The organism is Trinickia camelliae (assembly GCF_053525655.1).
This window is the reverse complement of record NZ_JBCHAA010000001.1, coordinates 1-16,625: the sequence shown is the minus strand read 5'-3', so window position 1 is coordinate 16,625 and position 16,625 is coordinate 1. Positions and strand designations below refer to the sequence as shown.

Here is a 16,625-nt window from a genome sequence, read left to right as displayed (position 1 = left end):
ACGGCATTGCAGCATCCGAATGTAGCGCGGGCAGCGCACTCAACTGTGACGATAACCACATCAACTTACCGCGCACTTACGACACGCAAAAGCGCGCTTTATCGGTCTACGTCATACGTATTTACGTATTCGACCGCTGCCGCACCAAGCGGTTGCTCCGAACGCCCATCGTCGCGCCAGCACCTTGCAGCCGCCTTTACGCCGTATTAAGCGACAACCTACAATGCTCAATGCTAACTGAACTCCCCGTTTGGATTCCAGCTTGAACCGCTACGCTTTACTCCTCATTGCCGCGATGCTGCTCGTCGGCAGCAACGTCGGCGTCGGCAAATCGATTGTCACTTTCGTTCCCGTTTCCGTCCTCGCCCTGCTGCGCTTCGTGGTGGCGATCGCCGTGCTGTGGCCGCTCTTTCGCCCCGTCAAGATGAAAAGCGTGAAGCGCGGCGAATGGCTGAATCTGTTTCTGCAGGCGTTCTTCGGCACCTTCATGTTCACGCTCCTGATGTTGAACGGCGTGCAACGCACGAGCGCGGTGGCGGCGGGCGTCATCACGAGCACGATTCCTGCCGTGGTCGCGCTCTTCTCCTGGTTCTTTCTCGGCGAGAAACCGAACGGACGTGCGCTGATTTCGATCGCGCTCGCGATGACGGGCGTCGTCGTCATCAACTTCGCGCACGGCGGCTCGGCGCAAGGCGCGGTATCAGGCGAAAGCTCGCTGACCGGCAACCTGATGGTGCTTGGCGCCGTCTGCTGCGAATCGTTCTATGTGATCCTCTCGCGGCGCCTCACGCAAACGCTCGCGCCCATCGACATCTGCGCTTACACCCACTTGTTCGGCTTGCTGCTGATGCTGCCGCTCGGCATCGGCGCACTCGTCTCGTTCGACTATTCGAGCGTGCCGGGCAACGTCTGGGCGCTCGTGGTCTGGTACGGACTGTCGGCCAGCATCTTCTCGTTCTGGCTGTGGATGAAGGGTATTCGCCACGTGCCGGGCAGCCTTGCCGGCGTGTTCAGCGCCGTGCTGCCCATCGCGGCGGCCGTCTACGGCATGGTGTTCCTCGGCGAGCGTCCGACGCTCGCGCACGGCATCGCGCTCGCCTGCGTCGTCGCGGGCATCGCGCTCGCGAGCCTCAAGGTCAAGCGCGCGGCGCCCGCCGCGCCGTGAGCGGCAAAGCGGAAAAAATGCTTCGCGCGTTACAATAACGCGCTTTTTTTCGCCTTCCAGCACACTACAAAGCACCTCGTCCCCACAGAGCCCAAGCCATGACCGTCATCAAACAGGAAGACCTGATCCAGAGCATCGCCGATTCGCTCCAGTACATCAGCTACTACCACCCGCTCGACTACATCCAGGCGCTTGGCCGCGCGTATGAGCTCGAAGAGAGCGCGGCCGCGAAGGACGCCATCGCGCAGATCCTCACCAACAGCCGCATGTGCGCCGAAGGCCATCGGCCGATCTGCCAGGACACCGGCATCGTCACGGTGTTCGTGAAGGTCGGCATGGACGTGCGTTGGGACGGCGCGACGATGAGCGTCACCGACATGATCAACGAAGGCGTGCGCCGCGGTTATCTGAACCCGGACAACGTGCTGCGCGCCTCGATCGTGAGCCCGCCCGAAGGCGCGCGCAAGAACACGAAAGACAACACGCCGGCCGTCATCCACTACGAGATCGTGCCGGGCGACAAGGTCGACGTGCAGGTCGCGGCCAAGGGCGGCGGCTCGGAGAACAAGTCGAAGTTCGCGATGCTGAACCCGTCCGATTCGATCGTCGACTGGGTGCTCAAGACCGTGCCGACGATGGGCGCGGGCTGGTGTCCGCCGGGCATGCTCGGCATCGGCATCGGCGGCACGGCCGAGAAGGCGATGGTCATGGCGAAGGAATCGCTGATGGACCCGATCGACATTCAAGAGATCATCGCGCGCGGCCCGCAAGACTGGATCGAAGAACTGCGTGTCGAGCTGCACGAGAAGGTCAACGCGCTCGGGATCGGCGCGCAAGGCCTGGGCGGTCTGTCGACGGTGCTCGACGTGAAGATCATGGCCGCGCCGACGCACGCGGCTTCCAAGCCGATCGCGATCATCCCGAACTGCGCGGCGACGCGCCACGCGCACTTCACGCTCGACGGCACGGGCGCCGCCAAGCTCGAAGCGCCGCCGCTCGACGCGTGGCCGAAGGTTACGTGGCAGCCGAACACGGAAACGAGCCAGCGCGTCGATCTGAACACGCTCACGCCGGAAGAAGTCGCGAGCTGGAAGCCGGGCCAGACGCTCTTGCTCTCGGGCAAGATGCTCACGGGCCGCGACGCCGCGCACAAGCGCATCGCAGACATGCTCGCCAAGGGCGAAAAGCTGCCGGTCGATTTCACGAACCGCGTGATCTATTACGTCGGCCCGGTCGATCCGGTGCGCGACGAAGCGGTCGGCCCGGCCGGTCCCACCACCGCGACGCGCATGGACAAGTTCACCGAGACGATGCTCGCGCAAACGGGTCTCATTTCGATGATCGGCAAGGCCGAGCGCGGCCCGGTCGCGATCGAGGCGATCAAGAAGCACAAGGCGGCTTACTTGATGGCGGTGGGCGGCGCGGCGTACCTGGTATCGAAGGCGATCCGCGAAGCGAAGGTGCTCGCGTTCGAAGATCTCGGCATGGAAGCGATCTACGAATTCGACGTCGTCGATATGCCTGTAACAGTTGCTGTAGATTCCAACGGCACCTCCGTGCACCAGACCGGACCGAAGGAATGGCAAGCGAAGATCGGCAAGATTCCGGTCGCAGCGGCCTGATTTACGCAGGTTTTTAAGCGAGAGCCGGGCCTCGTGCCCGGCTTTTTCTTTGTCTGGCCCACGGCCACGAGACGCCGCCCTTTCGGTCAACGAAAGACTGCGATCTTGGCTTTTCAATCCGCAGCGTTTATCGTTGTGAGTCGACGTCACCCCCCAATAAGGAACAGCTATGCAAGGCGATAAAAAGGTCATCGAATATCTGAACGCCCAGTTGAAGAACGAGTTGACGGCCATCAACCAGTACTTCCTGCACGCGCGGATGTACAAGCACTGGGGGCTCGAGAAGCTCGGCAAGCATGAGTACGACGAATCCATCGGCGAGATGAAGCACGCCGACTGGCTCATCGAACGCATTTTCATGCTCGACGGCCTGCCGAATCTGCAAGACCTGCACAAGCTCCTGATCGGCGAAGAGACGAAGGAAATCCTCGAGTGCGATCTGAAGCTCGAGCAGATTTCTCAGGGCACGTGCAAGGAAGCGATCGTGTATTGCGAATCGGTTCGCGATTTCATTTCGCGTGAGATCTTCGTGAAGATTCTCGACGACACCGAAGAGCACATCGACTGGCTCGAAACCCAGCTCGATCTCATCGACAAGGTCGGCATCCAGAACTACCAGCAGTCCGCCATGGGTGGTGCGGACGAGTCGTAAGTCCAAGCTGGTAACATGCGCGCTTCGTGTTTGTTCCAGCCGCACGCTCCTATGACCGCACCGCACGACGCGCCCGCCAGCGGGTCCGCCCGAGATTCGACAGACGCTTTCGGCCAGTCGAGCGCGCCTGTCGGCATCTTTGATTCAGGCCTCGGCGGCCTGTCCGTGCTGCGCGCAGTGCGTGCGCAACTGCCCGATGAAGCGCTCATCTACGTCGCCGATTCGGCCTACGCGCCATACGGCGAGAAAGACGACGACTTCATCGCCGACCGCACGCTCGCCATCGGCGAATGGCTGATCTCGCAGGGCGCGAAGGCGCTCGTGGTGGCATGCAATACGGCCACCGCGCAAGCCATCTCGCTCGTGCGCGAGCGGCTCGCGATTCCGCTGATCGGCGTGGAGCCCGGCATCAAGCCTGCGGCGCTGCTATCGAAAACACGCGTGGCCGGCGTGCTCGCCACGCAGGTCACGTTGAGGAGCGCTCGCTTCCAGGCGCTGCAAGAACGCTATGCCGGCGATTGCCGGTTCCTGTGCCAGCCCGGGCATGGCCTGGTGGAAGCCATCGAGCGCTGCGACGTCGACTCTGCCGAAGTGCGCGCGCTGCTCAAAAGCTATCTGGACCCGATGCTCGACGCCGGCGCCGACACGCTCGTGCTCGGCTGCACGCACTACCCGTTCTTCGATCGCGTCATCCGCGACATCGCGGGCGATCGTCTCATGCTGATCGATACGAGCATCGCCATTGCGCGGCAGCTCGAACGCGTGCTCGACGCGAACGGACTGCGGGCGAGCGCGGCCGAACCCGGCGCAACGCCTGGGCTGCCCCGCTTCTGCTCGACCAGCGACGGCGAGCATCTGCGCCTATTGGCCAGCACGCTGCTCGGTCTTGAAGCGCCGGTCGAGCGGGTGCACGTGCCATCGCGCCGCACTGCGGCGACCGCGTCACGAGCTGCTTGACTGGTCGACAGCGGTCGACAGCCCATCTATTGTTCCGACCCCGTTGTATCCCACACCACCGCTAAGCGGCAGGTCGCCGCACGCCCGCACCTGCTGCAGTAACCCTGCCAGCCACCCAGCTCTGTTACAAAAAAACCGGCCTCACAGCTTGCCAAGCGGCTCAATCATAATGATAATAGTTCGCATTAACGTTAGCTATCGTACTCATTAATCATGATCGTCTGCGTGTGCAAGTCTGTTTCCGACCGGAAGATCCGCGCCGCCATCGCTGAAGGCATGGATACCTTCGACGAACTTCAGTTCGAGCTGGGCGTCGCCACCTGCTGCGGCAAGTGCGAGGAAACCGTGCGCGACGTGATGGCCCAAAGCGGCGTCTGCCAGAGCCATTGCGGCGCCGAGCATCACACGCATGCGATTCCGGTCACGTTTTACGAGCGCAAGGCCGCTTGATCGTTTCCGTACGCTACTAACCTCCAAGCCGGCGCCGCCACGCGCCAGCAGCGCTTTTCCGGCCAGGGCACGCTTTAACTTTTCGCCCAGCCTGTCGCTTTAATCCCGTCAGCAAGCCAGTCTCACACTAGCCAGCGACCACTCGTTCCTCAAGGAGTCTGAGATGGAATTGCTGCTTGGCTTCGTGGTGACCTTAGGCATCTCCCTTTTGATCTTTCGCAAATGACGCGACCTAACGCAAGCTTCGGCGCGCGCGTCGTTCGCGCACTCGCTCAACCCAGTTAACATGCAGGTTCAGCCTTCCATGTCCGTCGACACAGCGTCGGCGGCGCTTACAACAATGAATTCCCGTGTGGTCTCGGCGGTCACCGTCGTGGTGCTGCTTCACGCCGCGCTGATTGCCCTTCTGGTGACGATCCGAAACGAGCCGCCCGCGCGCCCGCTCGAATCGCACTCCATTACCGCTGAACTGCTAAGCCCTGCTCCTGCCGCAGCGCCCGCCGCGCTGCAGTCGAGCGCGCCTGCGCCGAAACCCGCGCCGTCGGTGCCGCACGCCAAGCCGAAGGTCGAGCCGAAACCGGCCCCGATTCCCAAGACGAAGTCTGAACCGTTGCCGCAAGCGGCTGCGCCATCGCCAAACGTAGTTGCGCCATCGGAACCCGCTCCCTCGGCTTCAACCGCCCCGACAGCTCCCGCCGCCGCCGAAGCGCCGGCGGGTCCGGCAACCGGCGCGGCCGGCGGGCCGGCAACCGGCCGCGAAACGCTTGCGATCGCAGCGCCGAAGGATGTCGCCCACCTCGACTGCAGCATCTCGAAGCCGGCCTACCCCGCGCTGTCGCAACGCCGCGGCGAAGCGGGCACCGCTTACGTGCGGTTCGTGGTCGGATTGACCGGCAGGATCGAAGACGTCGAACTGAAAAAGAGCAGCGGCTTCTCTCGCCTCGACGAAGCGGCCATGGCCGCGATGCGCGCAAGCGCCTGCCGCCCCTACGTCGAAAACGGCACGCCGGTGCGCGCGGCCTACACGCAGCCGTTCACGTTCGGCTTTAACGATTGATTGGAAAAGAAGAAAAGGACTTGAAATGCAGAACTACGGTTTTTCGCACGTTTGGGTGCAAGGGGATTTCGTGACGCGCGGCATCGCGGTCGCGCTGATCTTCATGTCGATCTTGTCGTGGTGCGTCATCGTCATCAAGGGCATGAACGTGGTGCGCCTGAAGCGCCTCACGAAGAACGCCGAGCAGGCGTTCTGGCATTCCGACGACTTCTCGGACGGCATCAAGAAGCTCGGCGCGTCGTCGTCGAACGCGAACGCCAACCCGTTTCTCGCGCTCGCGTTGTCGGGGCAGGAAGCGGCCGATCACCATCATCAGACGCAACCGCATCTGCACGACAAAATGGACGTGTCGGACTGGATCTCACGCTGCCTGAAAGACACGATGGACGACGGCATCGCCCGCATGCAAGGCGGCCTGGCCGTGCTCGCGTCGATCGGCAGCGTCGCGCCGTTTGTCGGCCTGTTCGGCACGGTGTGGGGCATCTATCACGCCCTCCTCGTCATCGGGGCAACCGGGCAGACCTCGATCGATCAGGTCGCGGGCCCGGTCGGCGAGTCGCTCATCATGACCGCGCTCGGCCTCTTCGTCGCCATCCCCGCCGTGCTCGGCTACAACGCGCTGACCCGCGCCAACAAGGCCGTCGTCGGCAAGCTGCGCCGCTTCGCGCACGGTCTGCACGCGTACTTCGTGACCGGCTCGCACGTGGCATCGGCCAAGCGCGACGGCCTGCGCCTCGCCGCACGCACGAACTGAGGGCGAGGCGACGATGTCAATGAACGCTTTCGCCGAAGACGATGACGACGGTCTGATGAACGAGATCAACATGACGCCGCTCGTCGACGTGATGTTGGTTCTCCTGATCATCTTCCTGGTGACGATTCCCGCAATTCATCACGCGGTGAAAATCGATTTGCCGCATGCTAGCAGTCAGAAGCAGGACACCAAGCCCACGCACGTGACGGTGTCGGTCCAGGCGGACGGCACCGTTCTCTGGGACGACAAACCGGTCACCGACGACGTGCTGCGCGCCGACATCGCCCAGGCCGCCCAAGCCGATCCACAGCCGGAGCTGCATTTGCGCGCGGACCGCAAGGTGCCGTACGAGCGCGTCGCCGATGTGATGTCCGCCGCGCAGGCAGGCGGGCTGACGAAGATCGGCTTCGTGACCGAACCGAAAACGAAGTAGCCGGCGATATAACGCAAACGACCGCCCAGACAGCGTCGTACAAAGTAAAAGGCCCTCATCGTCGGATGAGGGCCTTTTGTCTTGCGCACGCAGCGCCTTCGGGCGTCGGGCTCACTTGCCATCGGAGTAGCTCGTGGAGTCACCGTATGCGACAGCCGTGGTCGTCACGGACAGCGCGTTTCAGCCCTATCAGGCTTGCTATAAGAGCAGCCATCATTTTCCGTAGCGGAATCTCCACTGCGAAAGGGATTTCAATATAGGCGGCGCAGCGCGCGCATTCAAGAAAACGCCCATTGAAACTACTGATCGCCGATGACGCTTAAATGGCAAAACCGATTTCCATCACGCGTCATCACACAGCGGTACCGAGAGCCATGGTCTTTGCCCGCTGGAACCACGTGTTACGGCGCGATTTTTTCCGACGCGTCGCTCACCGCCTTGAGCTTGCGCAGGTAGTCCGCCTGCCGGCCTTCCGGACACTCGGTCGCCTCGAGCTTCCCCTCGTCGAGCATCTCGACGAGGTAGTCGACAAAGGCGCGCACCGACGGCACCATCCCCTGCCGCGACACGAACACCGCATAGAGCTGCGGCGTCGGCAGAGTCCAGCCCGGCATCACCGGCGACAACTGGCCGGAACGCAGCGCCGCCCCGTACATCATCTCCGGCAATGCGGCGATGCCTACGCCGGCCAGCACGGCCTCACGAATCATCAGCAAATCGGCGCTCACGAGACGCGGCTCGTGCTCGTGAATGTGGCGCGTGCCGTCCGGTGCGATCAGATTGAACGCGTGGCGTCCGTCCGAGCTCGGCGTATCGAGCGTTTCGAAGCGCTCGAGATCGGCCGGCGCGAGCGGCGGCGAATTCTGGCTCAAGAGGCTCGGCGCGCCCACCAGCATCTGCTCGGTCCGCCATAGCGGCCGCACGACGATATTCGCGTTTTCCGGCGGATCTGAGCGCACGCGAAGCGCGACGTCGACCGAATCCTCGTACAGATCGATCACGCGATTCGTCACGCGCACCACGACCCGCACCTCCGGATAGCGATGCATGAACTCGGGCAGGATGCTCGACAGGATCGTCTGCGACACCGTCACAGGCACACTCACGCGCACCGTGCCGCGCGGCGACGCCCGCATTTGCTGCACCACCGTCACGGCGGCCTCCGCCTCGGACAACATCGCCCGGCAATGCTGATAGAACAATTGGCCGGCTTCGGTGAGCGCGAGCTTGCGCGTCGAGCGCTGCAAAAGCCGCACGCCGAGCGACGCCTCCAGTTCGGAAAGGCGCCGCGACAGACGCGATTTCGAAATACCGAGCACGCGCTCGGCCGCCGAGAAACCGCCGTGCTCGACGACCTGCGAGAAGTACATCAGGTCGTTCAGATTGTGCTGATCGAGTTTCATCTTATCGTTCCATTGATAGAACAATCCATTGCCGAAGGGCGTCTAGAAGTCCATGAATCGGTTCATATAATAGCTTTACGTTTCAAAAATAACGCTATTCCCGTATTTCCAGGTGACCTTTGATGACTACGATCCGCACGATTCAACGTACTTTCCCATCCGTTCGCACGATCGAGGGCGGCGGCTTCGTCGTCCATCGGCCGTTTCCGACCCGCATGCTGATGGACTTCGATCCGTTCCTCCTGCTCGACGAAATGGGCCCGGTCGACTACGCCCCGGGCGAGGCCATCGGCGCCCCCGACCATCCGCACCGCGGCTTCGAAACCGTGACCTATCTGCTCGAAGGCCAGGCTTCGCACCGCGATTCGGCGGGGCATTCGGGTACCTTGCGGGCGGGCGACGTTCAATGGATGACGGCCGGCTCGGGCGTCGTGCATAGCGAAATGCCCGACCCGGCGTTCGTCCGCGCAGGCGGCCGCGTGCACGGCTTGCAGCTGTGGGTGAACCTGCCGCGCCGCGACAAGATGACCGCGCCGCGCTATCAGGAGATCCCATCGGTCGGCATTCCGACGGCCACGTCGGCCGACGGCAAGGTGCGCGTGAAGGTGATCGCCGGTGAAGCGTTCGGCGTCAGCGCAAAAGTCGAAACGCACACGCCGATTCTCTATCAGCACTTCACGCTGCAGCCGGGAGCATCGGTCGTGCAACCGGTGCCGCGAGACTACCGCGTGTTCGCCTATCCGCTGTCGGGCAGCGGGTTGTATGGCGACGAGCGGCGCAAGATCGACGCGCAGAATATGGTCGTGTTCGGCAACGACGGCGACGCCATCAGCTTCGCCGCCGCAGACGAGCCGCTCGACGTGCTATTGCTCGGCGGCGTGCCGCTGAATGAACCGATCGTGCGCTACGGCCCGTTCGTGATGAACACCGAAGACGAGATTCGTCAGGCCGTCGTCGACTACCAAGCGGGCCGCATGGGGCAAATCGCGGCACAATAGGCGACACATTCACCTAGCTGCAGGAACCCCACCTCGCTTTCGGAGCGCACGCATGTCAGCAACCACGGTCGTCGCCAGCATCGGTTCAGTCGATTATCAGGTCCGCCTCGAAGACGGCACCCACACCTGGCTCGGCGACGAGCCCGAATCCGCGGGCGGCGGCGACACGGGACCCACGCCCGTTTCGCTGCTGCTGTCGAGTCTCGGCACGTGCACGTCGATCACGCTGAAGATGTATGCGAAGCGCAAAGGCTGGCAGCTCGACGCAGTGCGCGTCGAACTGTCGATGGAAACGGGCGCGGAAGGCTCGACGATCACCCGCGACATCCATCTCGAAGGCGAACTCTCAGACGAGCAGCGGGAACGGCTCTTGCAAATCGCCAATGCGTGCCCGGTTCACAAGATCCTGTCGCACCCCATCGAGATTAATACGGGGCTTGTCGCGGTCTGATTAGGGGCGCATGATCCGACGCTTGCAGCGCTTTACGCTTTGAGAGGAAGCTCCAGCCTTGAATTTTGAACACCTGATTCAGATTAACGATCCGCTGAACCCGTTCGTCGATACGCTGACGCGCGCCCAACTTTGGGAAGGGCTCGTGCTGCGAGCCGAGCAGCCGCAATTGTTCGTGATCGGCCTCGACAGTTGCACGATTCTGTCGCGCACCGACAGTACGCTCGAGCGCGAGCTGCACTACGGCCACGCGACAGTGCGCGATCGCGTCACGCTCACGCCGCAGGAAAGCGTGCGCTACGACATTCTCGCGACCGAGGCGCACGTCGGCGGCTCGTTGACGATGAGCATCGAGCAGCCCGATGAGCTTCAGCTATTCCTGCGCTTCGAATATCGCACCACCCTGCCCGTGGCCGATACGGAAGACGCACGGCAAACGCAGGAGATCGTGAAGTCGGCCTACCGGGAAGCCGATATCGACACCGTGCGGCTCATCCGGCAGTACGCAGTACAGAATCCGCAGGAGCCTGGCGCGCTGCACTGAGCGCCGGCAGTCCTCCGTTCCGATTCGTCCTATCGAAAATTTTCGCCGATGAATACGTTGCGGTTGCAAATGGGAATGGTTCTCATTTATACTCAATCCCATCGAATCGACGAACCAACAACGACAAATGAACGACTTCTCACGGACTCCCACGCTCACCCTGCGCCGCAACAGCGGCGCCGCGCCCAGCAGCCGGTCGAAGCACGTCGCAACGTCTACGGGCGTCGATCGCACGAAAACGGCCAGATCGAACGATGACGGCGAACGTGTCTTGCAGAGCGATGCGCTGCTGCAAGGACGCAGCCACATCAGCATCGCGCACAACGGCGAGACCTACCAGCTTCGCGCAACCCGATTGGGCAAGCTGATCCTGACGAAGTAAGCACCGAGTATTGTGGGGACCACCTCCAGAGAGGTGTTGGGCAGTAGCCAGCCACGACGGCTTGCACGCGAGATCTAGACCCCTTCGTGCAGACACCTTCAAGCAGCCGTCGAAGCGAGCCATGCCATTTTTTTGCGCGGTTTCCTGCTAATTTCCTTCTGAATTACCGCGGCCTGAGCACACTCATTCGCTCAGGCCCAGCGCCGCAATACCGGCGCGCGCCACCGCCGCATCCTGCTCCGACTTCACGCCCGACACGCCGATCGAGCCCACCACTTCGCCGTCCACGACGATCGGCACCCCGCCCTCCACCATGCTGACCAGCGGCGCGCTCAGAAACGCCGTGCGGCCCTGCTTGATGATCTCCTCGTAGACCTTGCTTTCGCGGCGGCCGAGCACCGAAGTGCGTCCTTTGCCGATCGCCATTTCGACCGTGCTCGGCGCAGCGCCGTCCATGCGGTGCAGATACAGCAGATGCCCCCCATCGTCGAAGATCGCAACGGTCACGGCCCAATGGTTCGCGACCGCATTCGCTTCGGCGGCGGCGGCCATTTTCTTGACGTCTTCGTCGGTCAGTACGAGTTTGGTTCTCACGAGCATCCTCTTTGGTTCGTAGTGCGGCGCGCTGCCGCAAAGCTTGACGTAACCATCGCAACCATCGCAACCATCGCAACCATCAATCCGTGCCGGTCAGATGGTCGCCGACATTCGCACCGAACACACGTTCGCGCAACAGCGCGAGTTGGTCGCGCACCTGAGCGGCCTTTTCGAATTCGAGATTCTTCGCGTGCTCCATCATCTGCTTCTCGAGCCGCTTGATCTCCTTTGCGATCTGCTTCTCGGACATATCCTCGAACTTCGCGCGCGCTTGCTGCTCCTTGAGCTCCGCGCGCACTTCGTCGGCGTTATAGACGCCGTCGATGATGTCCTTGATCCGCTTCACGACGCCACGCGGCACGATGCCCATTTTCTCGTTGTGCGCCATCTGCTTCACGCGCCGCCGCTCGGTTTCGTCGATCGCGCGGCGCATCGAATCGGTGATCCTGTCCGCGTACAGCAGCGCCTTGCCGTTGACGTTGCGCGCCGCGCGCCCGATCGTCTGGATCAGCGAACGCTCGGCGCGCAGGAAGCCTTCCTTGTCCGCGTCGAGAATCGCGACGAGCGACACCTCGGGAATGTCGAGCCCCTCGCGCAACAAGTTGATGCCGACGAGCACGTCGAACGTGCCGAGACGCAAGTCGCGAATGATCTCGACGCGCTCGACCGTATCGATATCGCTGTGCAGGTAGCGCACCTTGACGCCGTGGTCGGCAAGAAACTCGGTCAGCTGCTCGGCCATGCGCTTCGTGAGCACGGTGACGAGCACGCGGTCGCCGGCCGCGACGCGCACGTTGATCTCGGAGAGCACGTCGTCGACCTGCGTGCGCGCCGGCCGCACTTCGACCTCCGGATCGACGAGGCCGGTCGGCCGCACGACCTGTTCTGCGACCTGGCCCGAGGTCTTTTGCTCGTAGTCGGCGGGCGTCGCCGACACGAAGATCGCCTGGCGCATCTTGCGCTCGAACTCAGGGAATTTGAGCGGCCGGTTGTCGAGCGCCGACGGCAGCCGGAACCCGTAGTCGACGAGATTCTCCTTGCGCGCGCGGTCGCCGTTGTACATGCCGTTCAGCTGGCCGATCAGCACGTGCGACTCGTCGAGCAGCATCAGCGCGTCGGGCGGCAGATAGTCGACGAGCGTCGGCGGCGGCTCGCCCGGCGCCGCCCCCGAAAAGTGCCGCGAGTAGTTCTCGATGCCCTTGCAGAAACCCAGCTCCTGCAGCATTTCCAAATCGAACCGCGTGCGCTGCTCGAGCCGCTGCGCCTCGACGAGCTTGCCGTCCTGATGGAAGAACTCGAGCCGGTCGCGCAATTCGGTTTTGATCGTCTCGACAGCGCGCATCACGGTTTCGCGCGGTGTCACATAGTGCGACGACGGGTAGACGGTGAAGCGCGGAATCTTCTGCCGCACGCGGCCCGTGAGCGGATCGAACAGCTGCAGCGAGTCGACTTCGTCGTCGAACAGCTCGACGCGCACCGCCATCTCCGCGTGCTCGGCAGGGAAGATGTCGATCGTGTCGCCGCGCACGCGGAACGCGCCGCGCTGAAACTCGGCTTCGTTGCGGCTGTACTGCATCGCGATCAGCCGCGCGATGACGTCGCGCTGGCCGAGCTTGTCGCCCGTGCGCAGCGTCAGAATCATCTGGTGGTACTCGGACGGATTGCCGATACCGTAGATCGCCGACACCGTCGCCACGATCACGACGTCGCGCCGCTCCATCAGGCTTTTCGTTGCCGACAGCCGCATCTGCTCGATGTGCTCGTTGATCGACGAGTCCTTCTCGATGAACAAGTCGCGCTGCGGCACATAGGCTTCCGGCTGGTAGTAGTCGTAGTACGAGACGAAGTACTCGACCGCATTGCGCGGGAAGAACTCGCGAAACTCCGAATAGAGCTGCGCGGCGAGCGTCTTGTTCGGCGCGAATACGATGGCCGGGCGGCCGAGTTGCGCGATCGTGTTCGCCATCGTGAAGGTCTTGCCGGAGCCCGTCACGCCGAGCAGAGTCTGGAACGACAGGCCGTCCTCGACGCCTTCGACGAGCGTCTGGATCGCAGTGGGCTGATCGCCGGCGGGCGGATACGGCTGGTACAGATGAAACGGGGAGCCTTCGAACTCGACGAATTTCGATTCGTCGAGTGTGTCGTCGACTGGAGACAGATGGTGTTCGGACATGAGGAAGCGGTTCCTTCGCCGAGGGCAGGCAAAAGGCTATTCTAGCGCCTCGGGCTTGGGCGGGCTGATGGGCTGTCGACTCGGGCGATGCGCCTCCTGTCGCCGCGAAATGAGGGCGAGATCGGGGGCGAGATCGGCGTGGATCGCAGATAAAAGCACAGACAAAAGCGCACGACCGTCCGCGATTTTGTGTGCCTGGCTTTTCCGAATCCTGGGCTCGGATTCGCTACAATGGCACGTTGTGCTCGCGCGCCGCCCGTCCGGGTAGTATCCAACCGCATTTGGACGGACCCGTTAGGCCGGGAGCCTGCCTCTTTCTTCTCACAACCGCCGAACCATCATGTCTCTCTTCTCCGCTGTCGAACTCGCTCCCCGCGACCCGATCCTGGGCCTCAACGAAGCCTTCAACGCCGATACCCGCACCACCAAAGTCAACCTCGGCGTGGGCGTCTATACCAACGAAGAGGGCAAGATCCCGCTGCTGCGCGCAGTTCGTGACGCGGAAAAAGCGCGCGTCGACGCGGCGCTGCCGCGCGGCTACCTGCCGATCGAAGGGATCGCGGCCTACGACGCAGCCGTGCAAAAGCTGCTGCTCGGCAACGACTCGCCGCTGATCGCAGCCGGCCGCGTCGTGACGGCGCAGGCGCTCGGCGGCACGGGCGCGCTGAAGATCGGCGCGGATTTCCTGAAGCGCGTGAACCCGAACGCCAAGGTCGCGATCAGCGATCCGAGCTGGGAAAACCACCGTGCGCTGTTCGAAAGCGCGGGCTTCGAAGTCGTCGCCTACCCGTACTACGACGCGCAAACCAACGGCGTCAATTTCGACGGCATGCTGAGCGCGCTGAACAGCTACGCCGCGGGCACGATCGTCGTGCTGCATGCGTGCTGCCACAACCCGACGGGCGTCGACCTCACCGACACGCAATGGAAGCAAGTCGTCGAAGTCGTGAAAGCGCGCCAACTGGTGCCGTTCCTCGACATCGCCTACCAAGGCTTCGGCGACAGCATCGAAGCCGACGCCGCCGCCGTGCGCCTGTTCGCGGCATCGGAACTGAACGTGTTCGTGTCGTCGTCGTTCTCGAAGTCGTTCTCGCTGTACGGCGAGCGCGTCGGCGCACTGTCGATCATCACCGACAGCAAGGACGAAGCCGTGCGCGTGCTGTCGCAACTCAAGCGCGTAATCCGCACGAACTACTCGAACCCGCCGACGCATGGCGGCTCGGTGGTCGCGGCTGTGCTCGCCTCGCCGGAACTGCGCGCGACGTGGGAGCAGGAACTTGGCGAAATGCGCGACCGCATCCGCGCGATGCGCGGCGGCCTCGTCGAGCGCCTGAAGGCAGCGGGCGTGGATCGCGACTTCAGCTTCGTCAACGCACAACGCGGCATGTTCTCGTACTCGGGTCTGAACGCCGCGCAGGTGGACCGCCTGCGTGAAGAGTTCGGCATCTATGCGGTCGGCACCGGCCGTATCTGTGTGGCCGCGCTCAACACGCGCAACATCGACGTGGTGGCGAATGCCATCGCGCAAGTGTTGAAGTAAGGTTTGGCTGCTGCGGTAGCGGCGCGGTGTTCGCGCCGCCGCTCGCCGACTTGAAGTCTGTAGGTTGCGACTCACGACAGACGTAAATGGCGCCTTTCTCAGGGCGCCATTTTTCTTTCTGCCACTGCGGGCGCGGCAAACGAGCTAACGCTGATCGCGATGAATATCGTGCGTCACGAAACCCGCGTCGTTTTCCGGCATCGCCAGCCAGCCGGGCTGCGCGAGACTCGCGCGTATATCCTGCAGTCCACTCTCCCAGTGGTCGTGCATCGTCGATAAGCCAAACTGATAGTCCTTGTAATTACCCTCGTACTGCTTGTCGTGATAGACGAGGTGAATCACGTCGTAGCGCTTCGAACACGAAAGCTCTTCCGCAAGCTTGCACCACGGGTCGTTTCGGTGCTCTTCCGGAACACGCGTCAGCACTTCCCGCAGCACGTGCCGAAAACGCTGCGAGCGCTGCATCATGTCTGTGACGAAACGCGTACGGCTCGAATACTGGATGTCTTTCATGCGGCCTTGCACGTCGGTGATGTTGTCCGGCACCGGGCCGCGCGCGCTCCACAAATCGACTTGAAACGCGAGCGTATCTTGTCGCGGTGTCGTCTGAATCACCTCCCGAAGCGGCGTATTCGACATCAACCCGCCGTCCCAGAAGAACTCGCCATCGATTTCCACCGCCGCGAAACCTGGCGGAAGCGCGCCCGACGCCATGAAATGCTCCGGCCGCAGCTTGATATGCGTGTTATCGAAGTAAGCGAAATTACCGGTGCCGACATTGACGGCCCCCACCGAGACACGCACCTCGGTCGAATTGATCCGATCGAAATCGCAGAACCGTTCGAGGGTGGCCTTGAGCGGCGTCGTGTCGTAATAGCTCGCCGTCAGCGGCGACCCGAACCCGGTCGGCATGGGCGGCGGGAAGCGCGGCACGAAGAATCCCTTCTGCCCATCGACGAGCGCGCCAAACGCCTGCATCGCCGTAAACGCCTTGCGCATCGTATCGTTCGAATTGAACAGCGCCCGCTCGACCATCGGTGGCATTGGCGGCCCAAACGCCGGCTGGCAGATCAGCTCCCAGAACTCGAGTAGCTTCTCCACACGTTGCTCCGGCGCATTGCCGGCAAGGATCGCCGTATTGAGCGCGCCGATCGAAATGCCGCAAAACCGATTGGGAAGAATGCCGGCTTCGTGGAGGCCCTGATAGACGCCGGCCTGATAGGCACCGAGCGCGCCCCCGCCCTGCAGAACGAGCGCAATGCTCTCGTAGTCAGGCACGACGATGCGGGGGCTTTCATCCGTCTCCTGCTCACGAGCGCGCTCGCCGCCCTCCGCTACGGGGGCGTCGGCGCGCGCGTTTTTTACTTTGCGCTGCGCCATCATGGGCTCCTTATTGCATGAACCAGCCGTGGCTGACGATGAACGACTGGCCGGTGAGCGCCGCGCT

17 protein-coding genes are annotated in these 16,625 nt (G+C 62.8%); 13 read left to right on the top strand and 4 right to left on the bottom strand.

Features of this window, described 5'->3' with window-relative positions; all coding sequences use genetic code 11:
- Positions 1 to 262 precede the first annotated feature (262 nt).
- From AAHK20_RS00085 to AAHK20_RS00050, 8 genes are all read left to right on the top strand, one after another.
- Complete coding sequence (locus tag AAHK20_RS00085; protein ID WP_449179386.1) at positions 263 to 1,165, top strand: DMT family transporter; 903 nt, start codon at positions 263 to 265, stop codon at positions 1,163 to 1,165.
- 98 nt (positions 1,166 to 1,263) lie between these two features.
- Positions 1,264 to 2,787: a fumarate hydratase gene (locus AAHK20_RS00080; protein WP_449179384.1), complete on the top strand. Its 1,524-nt coding sequence runs from the start codon at positions 1,264 to 1,266 to the stop codon at positions 2,785 to 2,787.
- Positions 2,788 to 2,956: 169 nt separating this feature from the next.
- Complete coding sequence (gene bfr / locus AAHK20_RS00075; RefSeq protein WP_449179382.1) at positions 2,957 to 3,439, top strand: bacterioferritin; 483 nt, start codon at positions 2,957 to 2,959, stop codon at positions 3,437 to 3,439.
- A 51-nt stretch (positions 3,440 to 3,490) separates the two neighbouring features.
- Positions 3,491 to 4,396 carry a glutamate racemase gene (murI, locus tag AAHK20_RS00070; protein WP_449179380.1) on the top strand — a complete coding sequence of 302 codons (906 nt, stop codon included), beginning with the start codon at positions 3,491 to 3,493 and terminating at the stop codon, positions 4,394 to 4,396.
- Positions 4,397 to 4,609: 213 nt separating this feature from the next.
- Positions 4,610 to 4,846, top strand: a complete 237-nt coding sequence (locus AAHK20_RS00065) for a (2Fe-2S)-binding protein (protein ID WP_449179378.1) — start codon at positions 4,610 to 4,612, stop codon at positions 4,844 to 4,846.
- Between the two features lie 286 nt (positions 4,847 to 5,132).
- Complete coding sequence (locus tag AAHK20_RS00060; protein ID WP_449179376.1) at positions 5,133 to 5,903, top strand: energy transducer TonB; 771 nt, start codon at positions 5,133 to 5,135, stop codon at positions 5,901 to 5,903.
- A 25-nt stretch (positions 5,904 to 5,928) separates the two neighbouring features.
- Positions 5,929 to 6,657, top strand: coding sequence for a MotA/TolQ/ExbB proton channel family protein (locus AAHK20_RS00055; protein ID WP_449179375.1), 729 nt, complete (start codon positions 5,929 to 5,931; stop codon positions 6,655 to 6,657).
- 13 nt (positions 6,658 to 6,670) lie between these two features.
- On the top strand, positions 6,671 to 7,090 hold the full coding sequence (locus AAHK20_RS00050; protein ID WP_449179373.1) for an ExbD/TolR family protein: 420 nt from the start codon (positions 6,671 to 6,673) through the stop codon (positions 7,088 to 7,090).
- Between the two features lie 401 nt (positions 7,091 to 7,491).
- Here AAHK20_RS00050 and AAHK20_RS00045 read toward each other — a convergent pair whose 3' ends face one another.
- Positions 7,492 to 8,493 carry a LysR substrate-binding domain-containing protein gene (locus AAHK20_RS00045; RefSeq protein ID WP_449179371.1) on the bottom strand — a complete coding sequence of 334 codons (1,002 nt, stop codon included), beginning with the start codon at positions 8,491 to 8,493 and terminating at the stop codon, positions 7,492 to 7,494.
- Between the two features lie 122 nt (positions 8,494 to 8,615).
- Here AAHK20_RS00045 and AAHK20_RS00040 point away from each other — a divergent pair, with 122 nt between their 5' ends.
- The 4 genes from AAHK20_RS00040 (at position 8,616) to hemP (ending at position 10,868) form a co-directional block, all read left to right on the top strand.
- Complete coding sequence (locus AAHK20_RS00040; RefSeq protein ID WP_449179369.1) at positions 8,616 to 9,491, top strand: pirin family protein; 876 nt, start codon at positions 8,616 to 8,618, stop codon at positions 9,489 to 9,491.
- A 52-nt stretch (positions 9,492 to 9,543) separates the two neighbouring features.
- Positions 9,544 to 9,942, top strand: a complete 399-nt coding sequence (locus AAHK20_RS00035; RefSeq protein WP_449179367.1) for an OsmC family protein — start codon at positions 9,544 to 9,546, stop codon at positions 9,940 to 9,942.
- Between the two features lie 58 nt (positions 9,943 to 10,000).
- On the top strand, positions 10,001 to 10,486 hold the full coding sequence (locus tag AAHK20_RS00030) for an SRPBCC family protein (RefSeq protein WP_449179365.1): 486 nt from the start codon (positions 10,001 to 10,003) through the stop codon (positions 10,484 to 10,486).
- Between the two features lie 127 nt (positions 10,487 to 10,613).
- Positions 10,614 to 10,868 (top strand): hemin uptake protein HemP, encoded by a 255-nt coding sequence (gene hemP, locus AAHK20_RS00025; protein ID WP_449179364.1) that lies wholly within the window; start codon positions 10,614 to 10,616, stop codon positions 10,866 to 10,868.
- A gap of 183 nt (positions 10,869 to 11,051) precedes the next feature.
- On the opposite strand, the gene AAHK20_RS00020 is transcribed toward hemP, so the two are convergent.
- Positions 11,052 to 11,462 (bottom strand): GlcG/HbpS family heme-binding protein, encoded by a 411-nt coding sequence (locus AAHK20_RS00020; protein ID WP_449179363.1) that lies wholly within the window; start codon positions 11,460 to 11,462, stop codon positions 11,052 to 11,054.
- Positions 11,463 to 11,544: 82 nt separating this feature from the next.
- On the bottom strand, positions 11,545 to 13,638 hold the full coding sequence (uvrB, locus tag AAHK20_RS00015) for an excinuclease ABC subunit UvrB (RefSeq protein ID WP_449179362.1): 2,094 nt from the start codon (positions 13,636 to 13,638) through the stop codon (positions 11,545 to 11,547).
- A 340-nt stretch (positions 13,639 to 13,978) separates the two neighbouring features.
- Between uvrB and AAHK20_RS00010 the strand changes: the two genes are divergently transcribed.
- On the top strand, positions 13,979 to 15,178 hold the full coding sequence (locus AAHK20_RS00010; RefSeq protein ID WP_449179361.1) for an amino acid aminotransferase: 1,200 nt from the start codon (positions 13,979 to 13,981) through the stop codon (positions 15,176 to 15,178).
- Between the two features lie 144 nt (positions 15,179 to 15,322).
- Here the strand turns inward: AAHK20_RS00010 and AAHK20_RS00005 are convergent, their stop codons facing one another.
- On the bottom strand, positions 15,323 to 16,558 hold the full coding sequence (locus AAHK20_RS00005) for a DUF3734 domain-containing protein (protein ID WP_449179360.1): 1,236 nt from the start codon (positions 16,556 to 16,558) through the stop codon (positions 15,323 to 15,325).
- Between the last annotated feature and the right edge of the window lie 67 nt (positions 16,559 to 16,625).